The sequence below is a fragment of the Microbispora sp. NPDC088329 genome (assembly GCF_040685655.1).
In the GTDB taxonomy this organism is placed as follows: domain Bacteria; phylum Actinomycetota; class Actinomycetes; order Streptosporangiales; family Streptosporangiaceae; genus Microbispora.
The window spans coordinates 493686-510835 of record NZ_JBFBIP010000002.1 but is presented as its reverse complement, the minus strand read 5'-3'; the positions used below and the strand labels follow the sequence as shown (position 1 = coordinate 510835).

The window sequence follows — 17150 nt, the reverse complement described above, 5'->3', positions numbered from 1 at the left end:
ATGGCAAAGGAAGTGCAAGGTGAGGAGCTACGCGGAGGCCGCTCCGGCGCGCCACTCGCGGGCCAGCATCGCGTAGACCAGCTCGTCGCTCCACGCGCCGGCGAAGAACTCGTTCTCCACCAGGCGGGCCTCCAGGCGCATGCCGAGCCGCTCCATGAGGCGGGCCGAGGGAGTGTTGCGCGCGTCGCAGTTGCCGTGGATCCGGTGCAGCCCGAGACCCTCGAACCCGATCCGCAGGATCTCGCGGGCCGCCTCGGTGGCCAGGCCGCGGCCTTGGTAGGCCGGGTTGAAGACGAAGCCGATCTCGCCCTGGCGGTGCTCGCGGCTACGCAGGAACAGCGTGAGATCCCCGATCACGGGCCCTCCGTCGCCCAGTGCGGCGGCCACGCTGAGCACGTCGCCGTCCTCCCCGGGCGACGCGCAGGCGATCTTCCGGTCGAGGGCGGTCTTCGTCTCCTCTCGCGTACGGGCGTCCCAGTAGAGATACCTGGTCACCTCGGGCAGGGAGTGGAAGGCGTGGAGATCGTCGAGGTCGGCCTCGGTGAAGGGGCGAAGGACCAGCCGGGAGGTCGTGATGGGATACGGCGGGGTGTACACGCCGCAGAGCGTAGGGACGAAGCCCGGCCCCCGCCAGGGGGTTTGCGGCCGGTGCCCCGCCCCGCGGTCCGGGCGCGCGGGTCCGTACGGGCGCCGGGCCGCGGTGACAGATCATGAACGCGACGTGGACACGGTGCGACGGCCGTACCCTTGAAAGAAGACAGGAACATGGGAGTGTCTCGCAGATCTTGCCGTGTGAGGGCGGCCTGGTGGGCGCGCCGCGTGCCTCGTGCCTCGCGGACGGCGGGCATCGGGACGTTCTCGCACTCGGGGGCGACAGCACCGCGAGGCGCCGCCGGGGCGACCGCAGTGGGCAGAAGATCTGTAGGACACGGCCGAGGAGCGACGAGATGAGTTCAGCCGGAGAAGGCCTGTCTCGTCCGTTGCCCGAGCAGGTCCGCTTACACGTGGTGGAGGTCGCGGCGCAGGTGCTGGGCTCGATGCCCGCCGCGGCCGTGCCGCCGCCGTTGCGCAACATCGCCAAGTTCGACCCGCGCAAGCGCGCCCGCCTCGGCAGCGCTCCGATCGCGGCCCAGCTGGAGAACGACAAGGAGTTCCGCGAGCGGGTGGCCGAGACGGTGGAGACCGCCTGGCCCGAGCTGGTGGGGAGCCTCGCCGAGGGCACGGTGCCCCCCGCGGCCGAGCCGGTGCTGGTCGCGGCGGCGGCGTACCTGACCCGCCCGCCCGGCTGGCCGGAGCTGGTCGAGCAGGCGCGGGCCGACCTGGAGCAGGCCGCGGCGGCGGGCACTCAGCGGGAGCAGGCGGAGACGCGGCTGCGCGAGCAGCTCGCGGCGCAGCGTGCCTCCGCCAAGGAGGAGATCGACCGGGTGCGCGAGCAGCTCAAAGCGGCCCGCGCGGAGAACTCCGACCTGCGGCGCAAGCTGCACGACGCCCGTGAGCGGGTCAAGGCCGCCGAGGCCAGGGCGGCGGAGCTGGAGGCCGAGACGGCCGAGGCGCGGGCCAAGGCCGCGAACGCCAACGGCGCGGCGGAGACCGAGCTGCGCAGGCTCAGGGATCGCCTGGCGGACGCCGAGCGCCAGCTGGAGACCAGCCGCAGGGCCGCCCGCGAGGGCCGCAGCATCGAGGACGCCCGGGTGCGGGTGCTGCTGGACGCGCTCCAGGACGCCGCCGCGGGGCTGCGCAAGGAGCTCGGGCTGCCCACGACGATCAGCAGGCCGGCCGACTACGTGAACGCGGTGGTGCCGGGCGAGCCGGGGGTGACGGCCGTGCCCGCGCGGGCGCTGGCCAACGACGACCCCCAGCTCCTCGACCAGCTTCTGGCCATCCCCCATCTGCACCTGGTTGTGGACGGCTACAACGTGACCAAGACCGGTTACCCGTCGCTGACCCTCGCCGACCAGCGGGCCCGGCTGCTGACCGGGCTCGGCGGGCTCGCCGTGCAGACGCGGGCGGAGGTGACCTGCGTCTTCGACGGCGCCGAGCTGAACGGGCCCGTCCAGGTGTCCGCGCCCCGCGGGGTGCGGGTGGTGTTCAGCCCGCCCGGGGAGATCGCCGACGACCTCATCCGCACGCTGGTGCGGGCGGAGCCGCCGGGGCGGGCCATCGCGGTGGTCTCCTCCGACCGGGAGGTGGCCGAGTCGGTGCGCCGCATGGGCGCCCGGCCGGTGCCCTCGCTCCTCCTGCTGCGCCGGCTCGGCCGAGGCTGAACGACGTGCGCACGCTCCGCTCCGGCGTCGTCGCCGCGCGTGATGACCGCCGCGAATACCTGCGAATAGGTTGAGACTTCATGATCGCCTAGATAGAGTCGCGCCGCAGGTTTCGTTGATCCAAGAGGGGGCTCAGTGCGAGGGCGTGTGCCGGTGGCCGCCGGTTTGGCCACGGTGGTCCTGCTGACGCCGGTGACGGGCGCGCAGGCGGATCCGAAGCCCACGGTCGCGCAGGCCAAGGCGAAGCTGAGCAAGCTCAACAAGCAGGCCGACACACTCGTGGACCGCTACAACGCGGCCAGCGAGAAGTGGAAGAAGGCGAGGGAGAAGTACCTCGCGATCAACGGCGACTACAAGAAGCAGAACGTCCGGGTGGAGGCGCTCCGCTCCGGGCTGGTCACGATGGCCGTCAACAGCTACCAGGTCGGCGACATGGGGTCGTTGGGCGGCGTCTTCTCCGGCGGCGACCCCGACTCGATGCTCAGCGGCCTCGCGACGCTCAACCACATCTCCGCCGAGCGTGCCGGGCGGCTCAAGGAGTACGAGAGCGCCATCAAGGACCTCAAGGACCGCCGCGACCGCAGCAAGGCGCTCTACAAGGAGGCCACTGACGTCAGGGGTGAGCTCGCCGACGAGAAGGAGAAGGTCGACAAGCTCGTCAGGGAGCAGATGAAGCTCCTGCGCTCACTCGGGACGTTCAACCCCGGCAACCCCAACAGCCCCGGCGTCGTCTACACCGGGCCCGCGTCCGGCAACGCGCTCGCGGCTCTCCAGTTCGCCTACAAGCAGGTCGGCAAGCCGTACCGCTACGGGGGCACCGGACCGGACGGATGGGACTGCTCAGGGCTCGTGCAGGGCGCCTGGGCGGCGGCCGGGGTGACCCTGCCCCGGACCAGCTACGAGCAGTGGGCCTGGGGGGCGAGCCGCCGGGTCTCGCTGGACGAGCTCCAGCCGGGAGACCTGCTCTGGCATGCCGGGTACGGGCATGTCGGCATCTACGCCGGTGACGGCAAGGTCGTCCACGCTCCGCAGACCGGCGATGTTGTGAAGATTGTCACACTTGCCGAGTATCACGCGATCGGCGCCGTCCGCCCCTGACGTCCGCGACTTCTGTGCTTTTTGTGGCTGCTGTGACCGGATTCGCCGCCCGTTGCCAGGATTGTGAGCAGAGTCACATTTAGCCCTTTCGCGCTGCGGGTACGCTGCCGTTTCTTCTTGGTGACCTTCGTTATCCGATCTTTATGCGACGGGAGGGCTTTGCCGAACGCGGCGGGTCCTCGGTAGCTTCTGGGCCGCGGCGAGCACGCCTCGCCGTCGCGAGCCCGGTCCGGCCGGCCGGTCGCGCAGTCATCCACCGTCATCGGCGCCCTTCACCACTCTCCCCTTCGCGGGATCCCCCCGGCGCCGGTGGCATGCCGAGTCCGTGCAGTCAGGAGGCACGGAGCCGGGGAACCATCGACCTTCACCGAAGGTCCGGGGTGAATCGGCGCGTCGCGCGCCGTAGGGCGACTTCCCCGCCCGAACCCGTCAGCTAACCCGGTAGGCGTGAGCGGAAGACCCGAGGAGAGATCCTGTCTACCACCCCCGCTAGTCTGTCCCGTCTTGCCCGAATTGCCCTTGGAGGTGCCGCTTTGACGGCATCCGTAGGGGTCGCCGGTGCGCAGCCGGCGGCGGCCGACACGGTGACGGTCACGGTCGTCAAGACGGACACAGCGGCGAAGACCGCCGCGAAGACGACCACGAAGGCGAGCACCGGCACCACCGCTCGCAAGGCCGCCGTGAAGAAGCAGCAGACCAGGAAACGCGCCGCCAAGCGGAAGATCGGCAGGGGCGTGCTCCAGCAGGTCAAGGCCGAGCGCGCGGTCAAGGCCGCCAAGAAGCAGATCGGAGACCCCTACCGCTACGGCGCCACGGGACCGGGCGCGTTCGACTGCTCGGGCCTGGTCCAGTACGCCTGGCGCCAGGCGGGCGTACGGCTGCCGCGCACGACGTGGTCCATCCGCAGCGCGGTCAGGAAGAAGGTGTCCTGGGGTCACTTCGAGCCCGGTGACCTGATCTTCACGAGCGGCGGCGGCCACGTCGGCATGTACGTCGGGCACGGCAAGATGATCCACGCTCCGCACACCGGCACGCGGGTCCGGATCGACAAGCTGGACGCCTACCGGAGGAGCACCTTCGTCGGTGCCGTCCGTCCGGGCGTCTGACGGGCACCGGTCACCAGCCCCCTCGACCGGCGCCGTCCCTACGGCCCCGCCCACCTCGCCGAGGTGGGCGGGGCCGTGACATGTGCTGGTTAGCATGCACGGCGTGACTCCTCCATCCCCTGAAGGGGACGGTCTCCCGCCGTGTCCGGCTGAGATGTCCCCCTGCCGGATGGACCCGGCAGTCCCCTCGCCAGAGCGGACGGCTCCGCGGACGGCGACCGGCGAGGTCTCCGCGGTGCCCGGGAGCGTGGCGGCGCCTGCGCGGGCCGATCGGCGCCACGCCGCAAACCCGCCCCACAGGTTCCGTCTCCGCCGCACGGCGGCCGTCGCCGTCGCGCTGGCCGTGCTGCTGGCCGGGCCTGCCGCCGCGGCCCCGCCCGACCCGCTGCGTCCCCTGCTGACGCGTGCCCGCGCCGCCGTGCGGGAGCATCCGGACATGTGGACCGGCGCCTCCGTCGTCCGCGGCGAGCGCGTCGTCGTCGTCGGGTCGCCCGGGTCGCTGGTCGCCGGGATCGCCGCGCTGGCCGGCGAGGCGGACCGTACGGTGACGAGGGTCTGGGGAGGACACGGCCGAGGACACGAGGGCGCGGTGGTCCTCGTGCCGCGCACCGAGGAGCAGGCGGCCGTGCTGGCCTCGCCGGCGAAGGTGGACGATCTGGCGGCCGTCGCCACGGCCGGCCGGGTGATCGTGCAGCCTGCCGCGTTCGCCCGCCTGACCGCGACCGGCCGTCTGGTCGTCGTGACCCACGAGCTGACGCACGTCGCGACCGCCGGCCCCCGCGCCGTGCCGATGTGGCTCATGGAGGGCTTCGCCGACTATGTCGGCTATCTGGACAGCGGCCTGCCGGTCCGGACGATCGCCGCCGAGCTGGCCGCCGACGTGGCCGCGGGGAAGGCGGCGCTGCACGGTCTGCCGGGGCCCGCCGACTTCGCCGCCAGGCCCGCCCAGGCGTATGAGGAGGCGTGGCTGGCCTGCCGCTACATCGCCGTCCGGTTCGGCGAGCGGAGCCTGGTCGCGCTCTACCGCGCCGCGTCGCGCGAGGAGATCGGCGCGGCCCTGCGGGAAGTGCTCGGGCTGACCGCCGAAGGCCTGACCCGCGAATGGCGGACCTACACGCGCGAGCAGCTCGCCCCGTCCTGATCACCACAGGGCGTCTTCACAGGGCGACGGCGAGGCCACGGCTGCGACAATGCGTTCTCGGGCGGCGCGCGGGCGGACCGCCCGGCCACGCCGGCAGCGGGGGTGAGGATGACGAAGCGGACGCTGATCATCACGAACGACTTCCCGCCCAGACCGGGCGGCATCCAGGCGTTCGTGCACGGCCTCGCCTCGCGCAGGCCGCCCGGCTCCGTGGTCGTGTACGCCCCGTGCTGGAAGGGCTGCGAGGAGTTCGACGCCCGCCAGCCGTACGAGGTGGTCCGTCATCCCTCCTCGCTGATGCTGCCGACGCGCTCGGTGGCGAGCAGGGCGGCGGCGCTGGTCGAGGACGGCGCGACCGTCGTCTTCGGCGCGGCGGCGCCGCTGGGGCTGCTCGCCCCCGCCCTGCGCGCCGCCGGCGCGGGCCGGATCGTCATGCTCACCCACGGGCACGAGGCGTCGTGGGCCCGCCTGCCGGGGGCGCGCGCCCTGCTGGGCCGCATCGGCGCGGGGGCCGACGTCGTGACCTATCTCGGCGAGTACACCCGCCGCCGGATCGCGCGGGCCGTTCCCGCATCCAGGCTGGTACGGCTCGCGCCGGGGGTGGACACCACAGCCTTCCGCCCGGGAGCGGGCGGCGACCGGGTCCGCGCGTCGCTCGGCCTGGGAGACCGCCCGGTCGTCGTGTGCGTCTCGCGGCTGGTGCCGCGCAAGGGCCAGGACGTGCTGCTGCGGGCCTGGCCGCTCGTCCTGCGGCGCGTACCCGGCGCGGCCCTGCTCCTGGTCGGCGGCGGCCCGTCACGACGGTCGCTGGAGCGGACGGTCGCCCGGGCCGGCCTGCGCGGCTCGGTGGTCGTCACCGGGTCCGTCCCCTGGGCGTCCCTCCCGGCCTACTACGACGCGGGCGACGTGTTCGCCATGCCCTGCCGCAGCAGGTTCGGGGGCCTGGACGTCGAGGGCCTCGGCATCGTCTATCTGGAGGCGTCGGCCACCGGGCTGCCGGTGGTCGCCGGGTCCTCCGGAGGCGCCCCCGACGCCGTACGGCACGGCGAGACGGGCCTGGTGGTCGACGGCACGTCGCACACGGCGGTGGCCCGGGCGCTGTGCGATCTGCTGGCCGACCCGGCCCGCGCCCGGGCGATGGGTGAGCGGGGCCGGGCCTGGATCGAGGAGGAGTGGCGCTGGGACCTCGTCGCGACCCGGTTCGCCGCACTGCTTTGACTTCGTTTCCCGGCTGCAGGACGGGGCTTCCTCCGGAGGATTCGGTGAAGGAAGGCCGCCTCAGCCGGTGAACACCTCCACCAGCAGGAAGCCGTTCAGCGCGCTGATCACGGCGGCGACGACGACGCCGGCGACGGTGGTGAGGCGGCGGTTGACGAGGTCGCCCATCAGCTTCCTGCTGCCGGTGAACGCCACGAGCGGCACCAGGGCGAACGGGATGCCGAACGACAGCGCGACCTGACTCAGGACGAGCGCCCGGGTGGGATCCACCCCTGCGACCAGGACCGCCATGGCCGGGATGATCGTGACCAAACGCCGCGCCAGGAGCGGCACGCTGCGGCGCAGGAACCCGGCCATGATCACCTGCCCGGCGTAGGTCCCCACGCTGGAGGAGGCCAGTCCGGAGGCGAGCAGGGCGAGCGCGAACGCGACGGCCGCCCCGGGGCCGAGGACCTGCCCGAGGCCGGCGTGGATGGCCTGCAGGCTGCCGGGATCGCCGCCTCCGAACGTGGCGGCGGCCACGGTCAGCATCGCCATGTTCACCAGCCCGGCGGTGCCGAGGGCGACGGCGATGTCCATCCGGCTGGCGCGCACGGCCTCCCTGCGCGCCGCCTCCCCGTGCCCGCCCTGGTGCTGGGTGAGGGCCGAGTGCAGGTAGACGACGTGGGGCATGACGGTCGCCCCGATGATCCCGGTGGCCAGCAGCAGGCTGTCGGTGCCGGTCAGGCGGGGCACGAAACCGCCCGCCACACCCGCGAGCGATCCCGACAGCAGCACCTGGTAGGCGAAACCGGCCAGGACCACGGCGAGCATCGCCGTGACGGTCGCCTCGAACCTGCGCCGCCCGCGCGGCGCGAGCATCAGCAGCAGCGAGGAGACGACGGCCGTGATCGCGGCGGCGGGCAGCAGCGGCACACCGAACAGCAGGTTCAGGGCGATCGCGCCGCCGATGAACTCGGCCAGGTCGGTGGCGGCGGCGACCAGCTCGGCCTGCACCCACAGCGGCAGGCTCACCCGGCGCGGCAGGGTGTCCCGGCACAGCTCCGGAAGGTTGCGGCCGGTGGCGATGCCGAGCTTGGCCGACAGCGCCTGCACGAACATGGCCAGCACGTTCGCGACGGCGATCACCCACAGCAGCATGGTGCCGTACTGGGCGCCGCCCGACATGTTGGTCGCGAAGTTGCCGGGATCGACGTACGCCACGGAGACGACGAAGGCGGGGCCGCACAGGCTGGCCAGCCGCGCCAGGCGGCCCGGCGACGACCGCCGCGCGGCGGGATCCGCGGTGGTGGGAACGGCGGCGGCGGGATCGGCGGGCGCGGGCCCGTTCACGGGACGGCGGGAGTCGAGCACGAAAGCCTCACAGGAAACAGGTCTGGACGGGAGGCGGCGGCCTCGCGGCATGGCGGTCGCGGCCCGCCATGCCGGGGCGTGGCGCGGTGCGGCCCACACCGGGGTGGCGCGGCGCGGTGCCGCGGGCCGACGATCGGCGTGGTCATCGGGGCAGGCGGTCGTGGAACAAGCGCCCCGCCGGGGCGGCCTTCAGGCCCACCGGGCGGGGTACGCGGGCCCGTGGGGGCTCCGGGGGTGCGATGAGCGGCCGGAGCGGAGGGCCGGTGCCCGACCGGCCTCCGCGTTCGCTCGCGCCTCGGCGGAGCCGGTCAGGTGAGCTTGTCCTTGAGCTTCCCCACGGGCCCCACCTCGGTGCCGAGGGCGGGACTCTTCGGCTCGCCCATGCTGCCGTCGTAGGTGTCGTACAGCTTCGGGTCCGGCGGCGGGGCCATGGCGGGATCCCCGAGCGGCTCGGGGTTGAGGAGATAGGCGAACTGGTGGCGGCCGTCGGGCTGCGGCCCGCTCGCCCAGCCGCCCGCCTGGGCCTCGGTGCCGTCGGACAGGTCCCAGATCGTCTCCGCGTGCTCGGCGTGCTCCTCGTCGAACAGCGCGTTGGGCACCACGACGTCCTCTAGGCCGTCCGTCCGCAGTTCCTCGATGGCCTTCAGCCACAGGTTCTGGTGCAGGGTGTCACGGGCGAGGTTGAACTTCAGCATGTCCTTCACGCCCCGGTCGTCGGTCATGTGGTACAGCCGGGCGGTCTGCAGCCTGCCGTGCGCCTCGGCGGCGACGTTCGCCTGGAAGTCCGCGAGCAGGTTGCCGCTCGCGACGATGTAGCGGCCGTTCCAGGGGTACCCGTTGCTGTCGGCCGGCAGGGGCCCGCCCCCGGCCACGATCGCCTGCTGCGGGTCCATTCCCCCGAGCACCGCGCCGAGCACGGGGTCGGCGGTGGCCATCTTCGTGACCGCGGTCGAGGGCGCGCCTTCGAGGAGGCGGGCGACCATCGTGGCGAGCATCTCGACGTGCCCGATCTCCTCGGTCGCGATGTCCATGATCAGGTCTTTGTACTTGCCGGGCATGCGGCAGTTCCAGCCCTGGAACAGGTACTGCATGGTGACCGTCATCTCGCCGAAGGCGCCGCCGATGAGCTCCTGGAGCTTGCGCGCGTACACGGGGTCGGGCTTTTCTGGCCGGGCCTCGAACTGCAGGCGACGGTTGTGCCGGAACATATGACTCCTTGCGTAGGAAACCACAGGGAGCCGCAGGCCTTAAGCGGGCGGCGCGACCCCGCTGGTACGTTTGGTGGGGGGTCACGCATAAATCCCAACACGTGGCGCAACGGGACCACAGGAGCGACACCTAACGAAGGGCCCAATGGATGGACAGGTGCCTGCCCACGCCTCGATTGCGCGCGAACAACCCGCTGTTCGCCCATAGCGGGTGGTGGGAAGGACCGGAGCTTCCGGCGGCGCCGGACGTGAGGCCCGGCGCCGCCGCCGGGTCAGTCGAGCTTCACGGAGCCGCCCGTGGCAGGTGTGCTCGACTGCGCGCTCGTCCGGCCGGTGAGCTCCTCAGGGAGACGCTGTGGCGCGACCCGTCCTGGAGGATCGTCGTGACGCTCTTGACGACGTTCTCGGCGTGGGAGGGGTGGACGCGACGCTCGACGAACCGCAGTAACGCGGCATATGTCTGCTCGTAGATGTGGGCGAAGCGCTGGGCGCGCGGTGGTCCGGTGTCGGTGTCGTTCATGCCTGCGTCATGTCCGGCAGGCCCACAGGTGTGTCGCGAGCTTCCGGCCGGCGCAGTGACGTCTCGGTACGGGCCGGGGAGCAGGCTTCGGTGTGGGGTTGCTCCGGTACTTCGGCCGGCGCCGGGCGCCGGGCGACCAGGCGCCTGGCCAGTGGCCGGGCTCGTGACGGGGGTGTCAGGGTTTGCGGCCGATGCCGCCGGCGACGCAGATGCCGCCGAGGTCGAGGGGGTAGGACACGGGCTCCTCGGGGCGCCACTCCGGGACGTGCACCACGCCGGGCTCGACCAGGTCGAGGCCGTCGAAGAACCGCACGATCTCGGGCATGTCCCTGGCCCGTCCGGTGCCGAGCATCTGCAGCAGCACCGCCTCCAGCTCGCGCATCTCCGGCGCGCAGGAGCAGAAGTGGGTGAGCTGCATGCAGCTGCCCGGGGCCAGGCGCGCCTTGTAGGCGTTCACGAGGCCCTGCGGGTCCTCCGCGTCGGCGAGATGGTGGACCACGGCCACCAGCAGCAGGCCGACGGGACGGGAGAAGTCGAGGAAGCTTTCGACCGCGGGATGGCTGAGGATCACCTCAGGCTCGCGCAGGTCCGCGGTGATCACGCGCGTGCGCTCGTCGGTCTGCAGGATCGCCCGCGCGTGGGCCAGCACGATGGGGTCGTTGTCGACGTAGACGACCTTCGCGGCGGGGTCGATCCGCTGCGCGACCGAGTGGGTGTTGTCCATCGTGGGCAGGCCCGAGCCGATGTCCAGGAACTGGTCGATGCCCTGCTCCGCCATGTACTTCACGCCGCGGAACAGCATGGCGCGGTTGTTGCGGGCGCCCTCGCCGCGGTCGGGGAAGTGCCGCATGCCCTCCATGGCGACCGCGCGGTCGACGGCGAAGTTGTCCTTGCCGCCCAGGAACGCGTCGTAGACCCGCGCGATGCTGGGCTTGGTCGTGTCGATCTCCGGGGGGAGGTAGTCGGGATCGCGGTGCGCCCAGTTCCAGCTGCCGACCCTGTCGCCCATCGCCCGCCCTTCTCCAGTCCTTGATCACGGATTGCGTCTGGAGCATAACCAAGGGAACCGCAACGTTGCGGATTCGCTGCGATATTTTCGGCGACGAGCGTCGAAGGAAGCCGTCCGACCAGCTCGCTTGGTTCGGCACAGACGAAGAATCCGGTGTTCAGCACTGCCGTGTGTGAAATTTACACAGGCCCGGCCCACCGAAACCTTTCGTCCTCCGACTCCTCGTGGAGAGTCAGCCGCCGTATAGTTCGTCGATCTGCTTGGCGAAGTCGCGGGCGACGACGTGCCGCTTGATCGACTGCTTCGGCGTGACGTGGCCGGTCTCCTCGCTCAGCTCGATGTCGAGGATGCTGAACTTCTTGATCTGCTCGGCCTTGGAGACCATCCGGTTGGCGTCGTCCACGGCCTGCTGCACCTCGGCGAGGACCGCAGGGTCGGAGCAGAGCTCGGCCATGGAGGCGCCGGCTCGGCCGTTGGCCTGCTTCCACTGCTCCATCGCCTCGTGGTCGAGTGTGACGATCGCCCCGATGAACGGCCTGTCGTCACCGACGACCATGACCTGGCTGATCAGGCGGTGCGCGCGGATGGCGTCCTCGAGGGGCGCCGGTGCCACGTTCTTGCCGCCGGCGGTGACGAGGATCTCCTTCTTGCGGCCGGTGATGCTCAGGTAGCCGTCGTCGTCGAGGCGGCCGACGTCCCCGGTGTGGAACCAGCCCTCGGGGTCGATCGCCTCCTTGGTGGCGCGCTCGTTGTTCCAGTAACCGTCGAAGACGTGGCGGCCCTTCACCAGGACCTCGCCGTCGTCGGCGATGCGGATGCTCACGCCGGGGAACGGCTTGCCGACCGTGCCGATCTTGTTGGCGCCCGGGATGTTGACGGTCGAGGGCGCGCTGGTCTCGGTCAGCCCCCAGCCCTCGAACACCTCGATGCCCACACCACGGAAGAAGTGGCCGAGCCGCTCGCCGAGGGCCGAGCCGCCGGAGACCGCCGCCGTCAGCGCGCCGCCCGTGGCCGCCCGCAGCTTGCCGTACACGAGTTTGTCGAAGACCGCGTGCTTGAGCCGGGCGCCGAGGCCCGCCCCGCCGGAGCTCTCGGCCTTGCTCCACTCGATCGCGGCCCGTACGGCGGCGTGGAAGATCTTGCCCTTGCCCTCGTCCGTGGCCTTCTGCTCGGCGGCGTTGTAGACCTTCTCGAACACGCGCGGCACGCCAAGCAGGAACGTGGGCTTGAACTCCCGCAGGTCGGGGGCCACGTTCTTCATGTTCGGGCTGTGCGCGAGCACCGTGCCGGTCTCGATCAGGACGACCTGGATGAGCCGGGCGAAGCTGTGCGCCAGCGGGAGGAAGAGGAGCGCGGCCCGGCCCTCCACGTCGAACAGCATCTCCAGCGGCCCGAGGGAGACGTTGCGCGCGGTGAACAGCAGGTTGTCGTGGGTGAGGCGGCAGCCCTTCGGCATGCCGGTCGTGCCGGAAGTGTAGATGATCGTGGCGAGGTCGCGCCCGCCCCGGCTCGCCCTGCGCTCGGCGAGCGTGTCGCCGGTCACCTCCGCGCCGAGCCGCTCCAGCTCGGCGAATCCGCCGCCGTCGATCCGCCACAGCAGCGGCAGATCGGGCGCGGCCTCGCGTACGGTCTCCTCGTGGGCGGCCTGCTCGACGATCGCGGCCTTGGTGCCGCTGTCGCTGAGGATCCACTTCACCTGGTCGGCGGAGGAGGTCTCGTAGACCGGCACCCCGACCGCGCCCGCCGCCCAGATGGCGTAGTCCGCGACCGTCCACTCGTACCGGGTGCGCGACATCAGGGCGACCCGGTCGCCGGGCTCGATCCCGGCGGCGATCAGGCCCTTGGCGACGGCCGCCACCTGATCCCTGAACTGGGCCGCGGTGACCGGTGTCCACGGCGTGCCCGGAGCCTCGCCCTCCTTGCGGCGGATGACGACGGCGTCCGGCTCGTCCACGCCGCGCTGGAACACCACGTCGGTGCAGTTCGCGGACGGAGGCACGTCCACCAGCACGGGAACGCTGAACTCGCGCACGGGTCACTCCTTCGCGCACGGCCGCGCGGTCCCCGGAGCGCAGGGCAGGGGCCGCGTTGCGGGCATGACTCTTTGTGTGTCACTGGACGCTACCGCGCGATGTTACGCGTGGGTAGATTCGTCACCCAGGCGTTATCCAGGGACAAATCGACGCTATCAGTGTCCCCGAGACGCCGGGTCCGACACCTTTCCGTGACCCAAGCGGTTGCTAGGTAAAGCGGCCGTTACCATGTCGGCATGCGCATCCACGTGGTCAGCGACGTCCACGGCCGGGCCGACGCGCTCGCCCGCGCGGGCGACGGGGCCGACGCCCTGATCTGCCTCGGCGACCTGCTCCTCTTCATCGACTACGCCGACCATTCACAGGGCATCTTCCCCGACCTGTTCGGCCCGGAGAGGGCGAGCGAGTACGTGGACCTGCGCGCGGCGGGCCGCTTCGACGAGGCGCGGGAACTGTCCGCCGGCCTGTGGGCCTCCCTCGACGGAGACCCCCGCGATCTCATGGAGGCCGCGGTCCGGCGCCAGTACGAGGAGATCTTCTCCGCCATGCCGACGCCGGCCTACCTCACGTACGGCAACGTGGACCTGCCGCGCCTGTGGGCCGACCACCTGCGGCCAGGGCAGCGGGTCCTGGACGGCGAGATCGTCGAGATCGGCGGACTGACCTTCGGGTTCGTCGGCGGCGGCCTGCGCACGAAGTACCGCACGCCGTACGAGATCGACGACGAGGAGTACGCGCGCAAGGTCGAGGCGGTGGGCGAGGTGGACGTGTTGTGCTGCCACATCCCGCCCGCCATCCCCGACCTGCTTTACGACGTGGTGGCCCGGCGGTTCGAAAGGGGGAGCGAGGCCACGCTGGAGGCGATCAGGAGGACGCAGCCGCGCTTGGCGTTGTTCGGTCACGTTCACCAGCCGCTGGTCAGCCGCACCCGTGTCGGCCGCACGGAATGCGTCAACGTCGGCCACTTCCGCGGCAGCGGCACGCCTTTCGCCCTGGAATGGTGAAGTACGGTTGGCGCATGGCTGATCGCACTTCGTCGAGCATCACGATCGGCGCCGGCCGGTCGACAATAATGGCCGTCATCGCCGACTTCCCGTCCTATCCGGAGTGGGCCGGTCAGGTGAAGAAGGCCGAGGTCCTGGAGACCGGCGAGGACGGCCGTGCCTCCCGGGTCCGCTTCGTCCTCGACGCCGGCGTGATCAGCGACGAGTACGTCCTCGGCTACGACTGGGACGACGACGCGGGCGTGAGCTGGCGGATGGTCGAGACCGGGAAGATGCTCTCGGGCCTGACCGGCAGTTACCGCCTGGCCGAGAACGGCGGCGGCACCGAGGTCACCTACGACCTCGCCGTGGACCTGAAGGTCCCGATGATCGGCATGATCAAGCGCAAGGCCGAGAAGGTCATCGTCGACACCGCGCTGAAGGGGCTCAAGCGGCGCGTCGAGAGCCGATGAGGACCCTCCTCTTCACGGGGAAGGGCGGGGTCGGCAAGACCACGGCCGCCGCCGCGACCGCGACGCTCGCCGCCGAGCGCGGCAACAAGACTCTGGTCGTCTCCACCGACACGGCGCACTCGCTCGCCGACGCGCTCGGCGTGCCGCCCTCGGCCGAGCCGGTCGAGGCCGCCCCCGGCCTGCACCTGCAGCAGGTGGACACCCAGAAGTCGCTGGAGCGGCACTGGGGCGAGTTACGCGACTACGCCGGGAACGTGCTGGCGGAGCTCGGCCTCGACGAGGTCACCGCCGAGGAGATCACCGTACTGCCCGGCGCCGAGGAGATCCTCGCGCTGCTCGAACTGCGCGAGCAGGCCCGCACCGGCCGCTGGGACGTGATCGTCGTCGACTGCGCGCCGACCGCCGAGACGCTGCGCCTGCTCGCCCTGCCCGAGGCGCTCGACTGGCACGTCAACCGGCTGCTCCCGGCGGGCAGGCGGATGCTCAGGGCGTTGTCGCCGGTCATCCGGCATGTCGCCAAGGTGAGTGTGCCCGAGGGCCAGGTCGTCTCGGCGGGGGAGCGGCTGCACCGGGGCCTGCTCGAGGTGCGCGCGCTGCTCACCGGCGACGACGCGTCCGTGCGGCTCGTGCTGACCCCCGAGGCCGTGGTCGTCGCCGAGGCCCGCCGTACGCTCACCTCTCTCAGCCTGTACGGCTACCGCGTCGACGCGGTGATCGCCAACCGGGTCTTTCCGGCGGAGGGCGCCGACGAGTGGCGGCTGGGCTGGGTGGAGGCCCAGGCCAGGCAGCTCGCCACGGTGCACGAGTCGTTCGCGCCGCTGCCCGTGCTCACGGCTCCCTACCTTCCGGCGGAGCCGGTGGGGACCGCCGCCCTCGCGGGGCTCGCCGCGCGGATGTACGCGGACCGGGACCCCTTCGCGCGCCCGGACGTCGAGCCGCCGCTGAGGTTCACCGCGGACGAGCTGGCCCTGTCGCTGCCGCTCGCCGACCGCGACGACCTCGACCTCGCCCGCAAGGGGGACGAGATCATCGTCACCGCCGGGTCCTACCGGCGCGTCATCGCCCTGCCCGCCGCCCTCGCCCGCCGTGAGATCTCCTCGGCCGCGCTCCGGAACGGCCGGCTCCGGGTACGGTTCGAGGCAGGAGGGGCGATATGACGGATTCCAACGACACCACCCCGCGCAGCCAGGACCCGCTCGGGTCGGCCGCGGAGGAGGCGATGAAGCTGCTGGACGCCGTACAACGGCGGATGGGCCGAGAGTTCGGCAAGGGCCTGGTGAAGGGCGGCGTGAGCGGCTTCGGGTCCGCGTTCGGCGCAACCGGCGCGGGCGGCCGGGGTGACGACGTGTGGAGCGAGGCCGTCTCCGAGGACCACGACGAGTACGTCTGCCGGGCCTGCCCGGTGTGCCGGGTCATCGCCGCGCGCCGCGAGGCCGGAGGCGACGTCACCGGCCATCTGATCGCGGCGGGCGGGGAGCTCTTCGCGGCCTTCCGGCAGGCGGTCGACGCCCTGCAGCGGCCCCCGGCGAGCGGCAGGGCGCACCCGGCCGGGGAACGGCGGTCCGGTGAGCCGAAGGTGGAGCACATCGACCTGGGCTGACGCCCAGGTTGAAAGCGGGCGACGGCGGGATTGCCACAACCCGGCTCGATCGGCTTCAATCGGCGCGGCGTGATGCCTCGTGTGAAACCGGCTCCGGCGGAAGCGGCTCGTGTGAACGACGCTCCGGTGGAAGCGGCTCGTGCGGAAGCGGTTCCTGTGGAAGCGGCTCGTGTTGAAGCGGATCGGGCGGAAGGAAGACAGCATGGCGCTGACCATCGGCGTGGACGTGGGCGGTACCAAGATCGCGTATGGTGTCGTCGGCGAGGACGGCGCCATACTCGAGCGTGGTCTGCGGCACAGCCCGGCGGGCAGCCCGGAGAAGATGGCGCTCACGATCGCCGACGCGGTGGCCGAGCTCGCGGCCCGGCACGAGGTCGAGGCGGTCGGCATCGGCGCGGCGGGCTTCGTCGACGAGACCCGCTCGGTCATCCGCTTCGCCCCCAACCTCGCCTGGCGCGAGGAGCCGCTGCGCGAGAAGGTGGGCGAGCTGGTCGGCCTGCCGGTCGTCGTCGAGAACGACGCCAACGCCATGGCCTGGGGTGAGTACCGCTTCGGCGCGGGCCGGGGCGAGAGCCACGTCGTGTGCGTGACCGTGGGCACGGGCATCGGCGGCGGCATCGTGCTGGGCGGCGAGCTCTACCGCGGACGGTGGGGGATGGGCGCCGAGCTCGGCCACATGCAGGCGGTGCCCGGCGGCCGCGCCTGCGGCTGCGGCAACAGCGGCTGCTGGGAGCGGTACGCCAGCGGCAGTTCGCTGCTGATGGAGGCCAGGGACAACGCGCAGGCCGACCCCGCGGGCGCCACGCACCTGCTGCGGCTCGGCGGCTCGGTCGAGGGCATCCAGGGCGAGCACGTGACCGAGGCGGCGCGCCGGGGCGACCGGGCGGCGATCGACGCCTTCGAGTCGCTCGCCGGCTGGCTCGCCCAGGGACTGGCCGACCTGGCCGCGGTCCTCGACCCCGGATGCTTCATCATCGGCGGCGGCGTCTCCGGCGCGGCGGACCTGTTCGTCGACCGGGTGCGTGAGGAGTTCGCCGCGCGGCTGACCGGCCGGGGGCACCGCCCGCTCGCCGAGATCAGGGTGGCCGAAATGGGCCCGTCGGCCGGGCTGGTCGGAGCCGGTGATCTCGCCCGGCTCCGCTGA

16 protein-coding genes and 1 riboswitch are annotated in these 17150 nt (G+C 72.0%); of the genes, 10 read left to right on the top strand and 6 right to left on the bottom strand.

Going from position 1 to position 17150, the window contains the following annotated elements; all coding sequences use genetic code 11:
• Positions 1-27: 27 nt before the first annotated feature.
• Positions 28-597: a GNAT family protein gene (locus AB0O28_RS06780; protein WP_363637060.1), complete on the bottom strand. Its 570-nt coding sequence runs from the start codon at positions 595-597 to the stop codon at positions 28-30.
• A gap of 350 nt (positions 598-947) precedes the next feature.
• Between AB0O28_RS06780 and AB0O28_RS06775 the strand changes: the two genes are divergently transcribed.
• The 5 genes from AB0O28_RS06775 to AB0O28_RS06755 all read left to right on the top strand — a co-directional run bounded on the left by AB0O28_RS06775 (position 948) and on the right by AB0O28_RS06755 (position 6827).
• Positions 948-2264, top strand: a complete 1317-nt coding sequence (locus tag AB0O28_RS06775) for an NYN domain-containing protein (protein WP_363637058.1) — start codon at positions 948-950, stop codon at positions 2262-2264.
• A 135-nt stretch (positions 2265-2399) separates the two neighbouring features.
• On the top strand, positions 2400-3362 hold the full coding sequence (locus AB0O28_RS06770) for an NlpC/P60 family protein (protein ID WP_363637056.1): 963 nt from the start codon (positions 2400-2402) through the stop codon (positions 3360-3362).
• 305 nt (positions 3363-3667) lie between these two features.
• Positions 3668-3821, top strand: a riboswitch (cyclic di-AMP (ydaO/yuaA leader).
• Between the two features lie 74 nt (positions 3822-3895).
• Positions 3896-4468: a C40 family peptidase gene (locus AB0O28_RS06765; protein WP_363637054.1), complete on the top strand. Its 573-nt coding sequence runs from the start codon at positions 3896-3898 to the stop codon at positions 4466-4468.
• Positions 4469-4703: 235 nt separating this feature from the next.
• A complete protein-coding gene (locus AB0O28_RS06760; protein ID WP_363637052.1) occupies positions 4704-5609 on the top strand; it encodes a hypothetical protein in 906 nt (301 codons plus the stop codon).
• Positions 5610-5717: 108 nt separating this feature from the next.
• The gene (locus AB0O28_RS06755; protein ID WP_363637050.1) at positions 5718-6827 is read left to right on the top strand and encodes a glycosyltransferase family 4 protein; all 1110 of its coding nucleotides are present in this window, start codon (positions 5718-5720) and stop codon (positions 6825-6827) included.
• Between the two features lie 60 nt (positions 6828-6887).
• On the opposite strand, the gene AB0O28_RS06750 is transcribed toward AB0O28_RS06755, so the two are convergent.
• From AB0O28_RS06750 to AB0O28_RS06730, 5 genes are all read right to left on the bottom strand, one after another.
• Positions 6888-8180: an Nramp family divalent metal transporter gene (locus tag AB0O28_RS06750; protein WP_363637048.1), complete on the bottom strand. Its 1293-nt coding sequence runs from the start codon at positions 8178-8180 to the stop codon at positions 6888-6890.
• A gap of 308 nt (positions 8181-8488) precedes the next feature.
• Positions 8489-9388, bottom strand: coding sequence for a manganese catalase family protein (locus tag AB0O28_RS06745; RefSeq protein WP_363637046.1), 900 nt, complete (start codon positions 9386-9388; stop codon positions 8489-8491).
• A gap of 283 nt (positions 9389-9671) precedes the next feature.
• Positions 9672-9908 (bottom strand): hypothetical protein, encoded by a 237-nt coding sequence (locus tag AB0O28_RS06740; RefSeq protein WP_363637044.1) that lies wholly within the window; start codon positions 9906-9908, stop codon positions 9672-9674.
• 175 nt (positions 9909-10083) lie between these two features.
• Entirely contained in the window at positions 10084-10917 is an 834-nt protein-coding gene (locus AB0O28_RS06735; RefSeq protein WP_363637042.1) for an SAM-dependent methyltransferase, read from the bottom strand.
• A gap of 232 nt (positions 10918-11149) precedes the next feature.
• Entirely contained in the window at positions 11150-12949 is a 1800-nt protein-coding gene (locus tag AB0O28_RS06730) for an AMP-dependent synthetase/ligase (RefSeq protein ID WP_363637040.1), read from the bottom strand.
• 237 nt (positions 12950-13186) lie between these two features.
• Between AB0O28_RS06730 and AB0O28_RS06725 the strand changes: the two genes are divergently transcribed.
• From AB0O28_RS06725 to AB0O28_RS06705, 5 genes are all read left to right on the top strand, one after another.
• Positions 13187-13954 (top strand): metallophosphoesterase, encoded by a 768-nt coding sequence (locus AB0O28_RS06725; protein WP_363637038.1) that lies wholly within the window; start codon positions 13187-13189, stop codon positions 13952-13954.
• Positions 13955-13968: 14 nt separating this feature from the next.
• Positions 13969-14406 (top strand): SRPBCC family protein, encoded by a 438-nt coding sequence (locus AB0O28_RS06720; protein ID WP_363637036.1) that lies wholly within the window; start codon positions 13969-13971, stop codon positions 14404-14406.
• A complete protein-coding gene (locus AB0O28_RS06715; protein WP_363637034.1) occupies positions 14403-15563 on the top strand; it encodes an ArsA family ATPase in 1161 nt (386 codons plus the stop codon). Before AB0O28_RS06720 ends, AB0O28_RS06715 begins: the two co-directional genes overlap by 4 nt.
• Entirely contained in the window at positions 15560-16006 is a 447-nt protein-coding gene (locus AB0O28_RS06710; RefSeq protein ID WP_363637032.1) for a hypothetical protein, read from the top strand. The genes AB0O28_RS06715 and AB0O28_RS06710 overlap by 4 nt, the downstream gene beginning before the upstream one ends.
• Positions 16007-16208: 202 nt before the next feature.
• Positions 16209-17150, top strand: coding sequence for an ROK family glucokinase (locus AB0O28_RS06705; protein ID WP_363637030.1), 942 nt, complete (start codon positions 16209-16211; stop codon positions 17148-17150).

Bases quoted from the DNA above. Each gene is read 5' to 3' on its own strand.
- AB0O28_RS06735 (WP_363637042.1), bottom strand. From the start codon at position 10,917: ATGGGCGACAGGGTCGGCAGCTGGAACTGGGCGCACCGCGATCCCGAC.
- AB0O28_RS06710 (WP_363637032.1), top strand. From the start codon at position 15,560: ATGACGGATTCCAACGACACCACCCCGCGCAGCCAGGACCCGCTCGGG.
- AB0O28_RS06705 (WP_363637030.1), top strand. From the start codon at position 16,209: ATGGCGCTGACCATCGGCGTGGACGTGGGCGGTACCAAGATCGCGTAT.
- AB0O28_RS06775 (WP_363637058.1), top strand. From the start codon at position 948: ATGAGTTCAGCCGGAGAAGGCCTGTCTCGTCCGTTGCCCGAGCAGGTC.
- AB0O28_RS06720 (WP_363637036.1), top strand. From the start codon at position 13,969: ATGGCTGATCGCACTTCGTCGAGCATCACGATCGGCGCCGGCCGGTCG.
- AB0O28_RS06740 (WP_363637044.1), bottom strand. From the start codon at position 9,908: ATGAACGACACCGACACCGGACCACCGCGCGCCCAGCGCTTCGCCCAC.
- AB0O28_RS06715 (WP_363637034.1), top strand. From the start codon at position 14,403: ATGAGGACCCTCCTCTTCACGGGGAAGGGCGGGGTCGGCAAGACCACG.
- AB0O28_RS06745 (WP_363637046.1), bottom strand. From the start codon at position 9,388: ATGTTCCGGCACAACCGTCGCCTGCAGTTCGAGGCCCGGCCAGAAAAG.
- AB0O28_RS06725 (WP_363637038.1), top strand. From the start codon at position 13,187: ATGCGCATCCACGTGGTCAGCGACGTCCACGGCCGGGCCGACGCGCTC.
- AB0O28_RS06755 (WP_363637050.1), top strand. From the start codon at position 5,718: ATGACGAAGCGGACGCTGATCATCACGAACGACTTCCCGCCCAGACCG.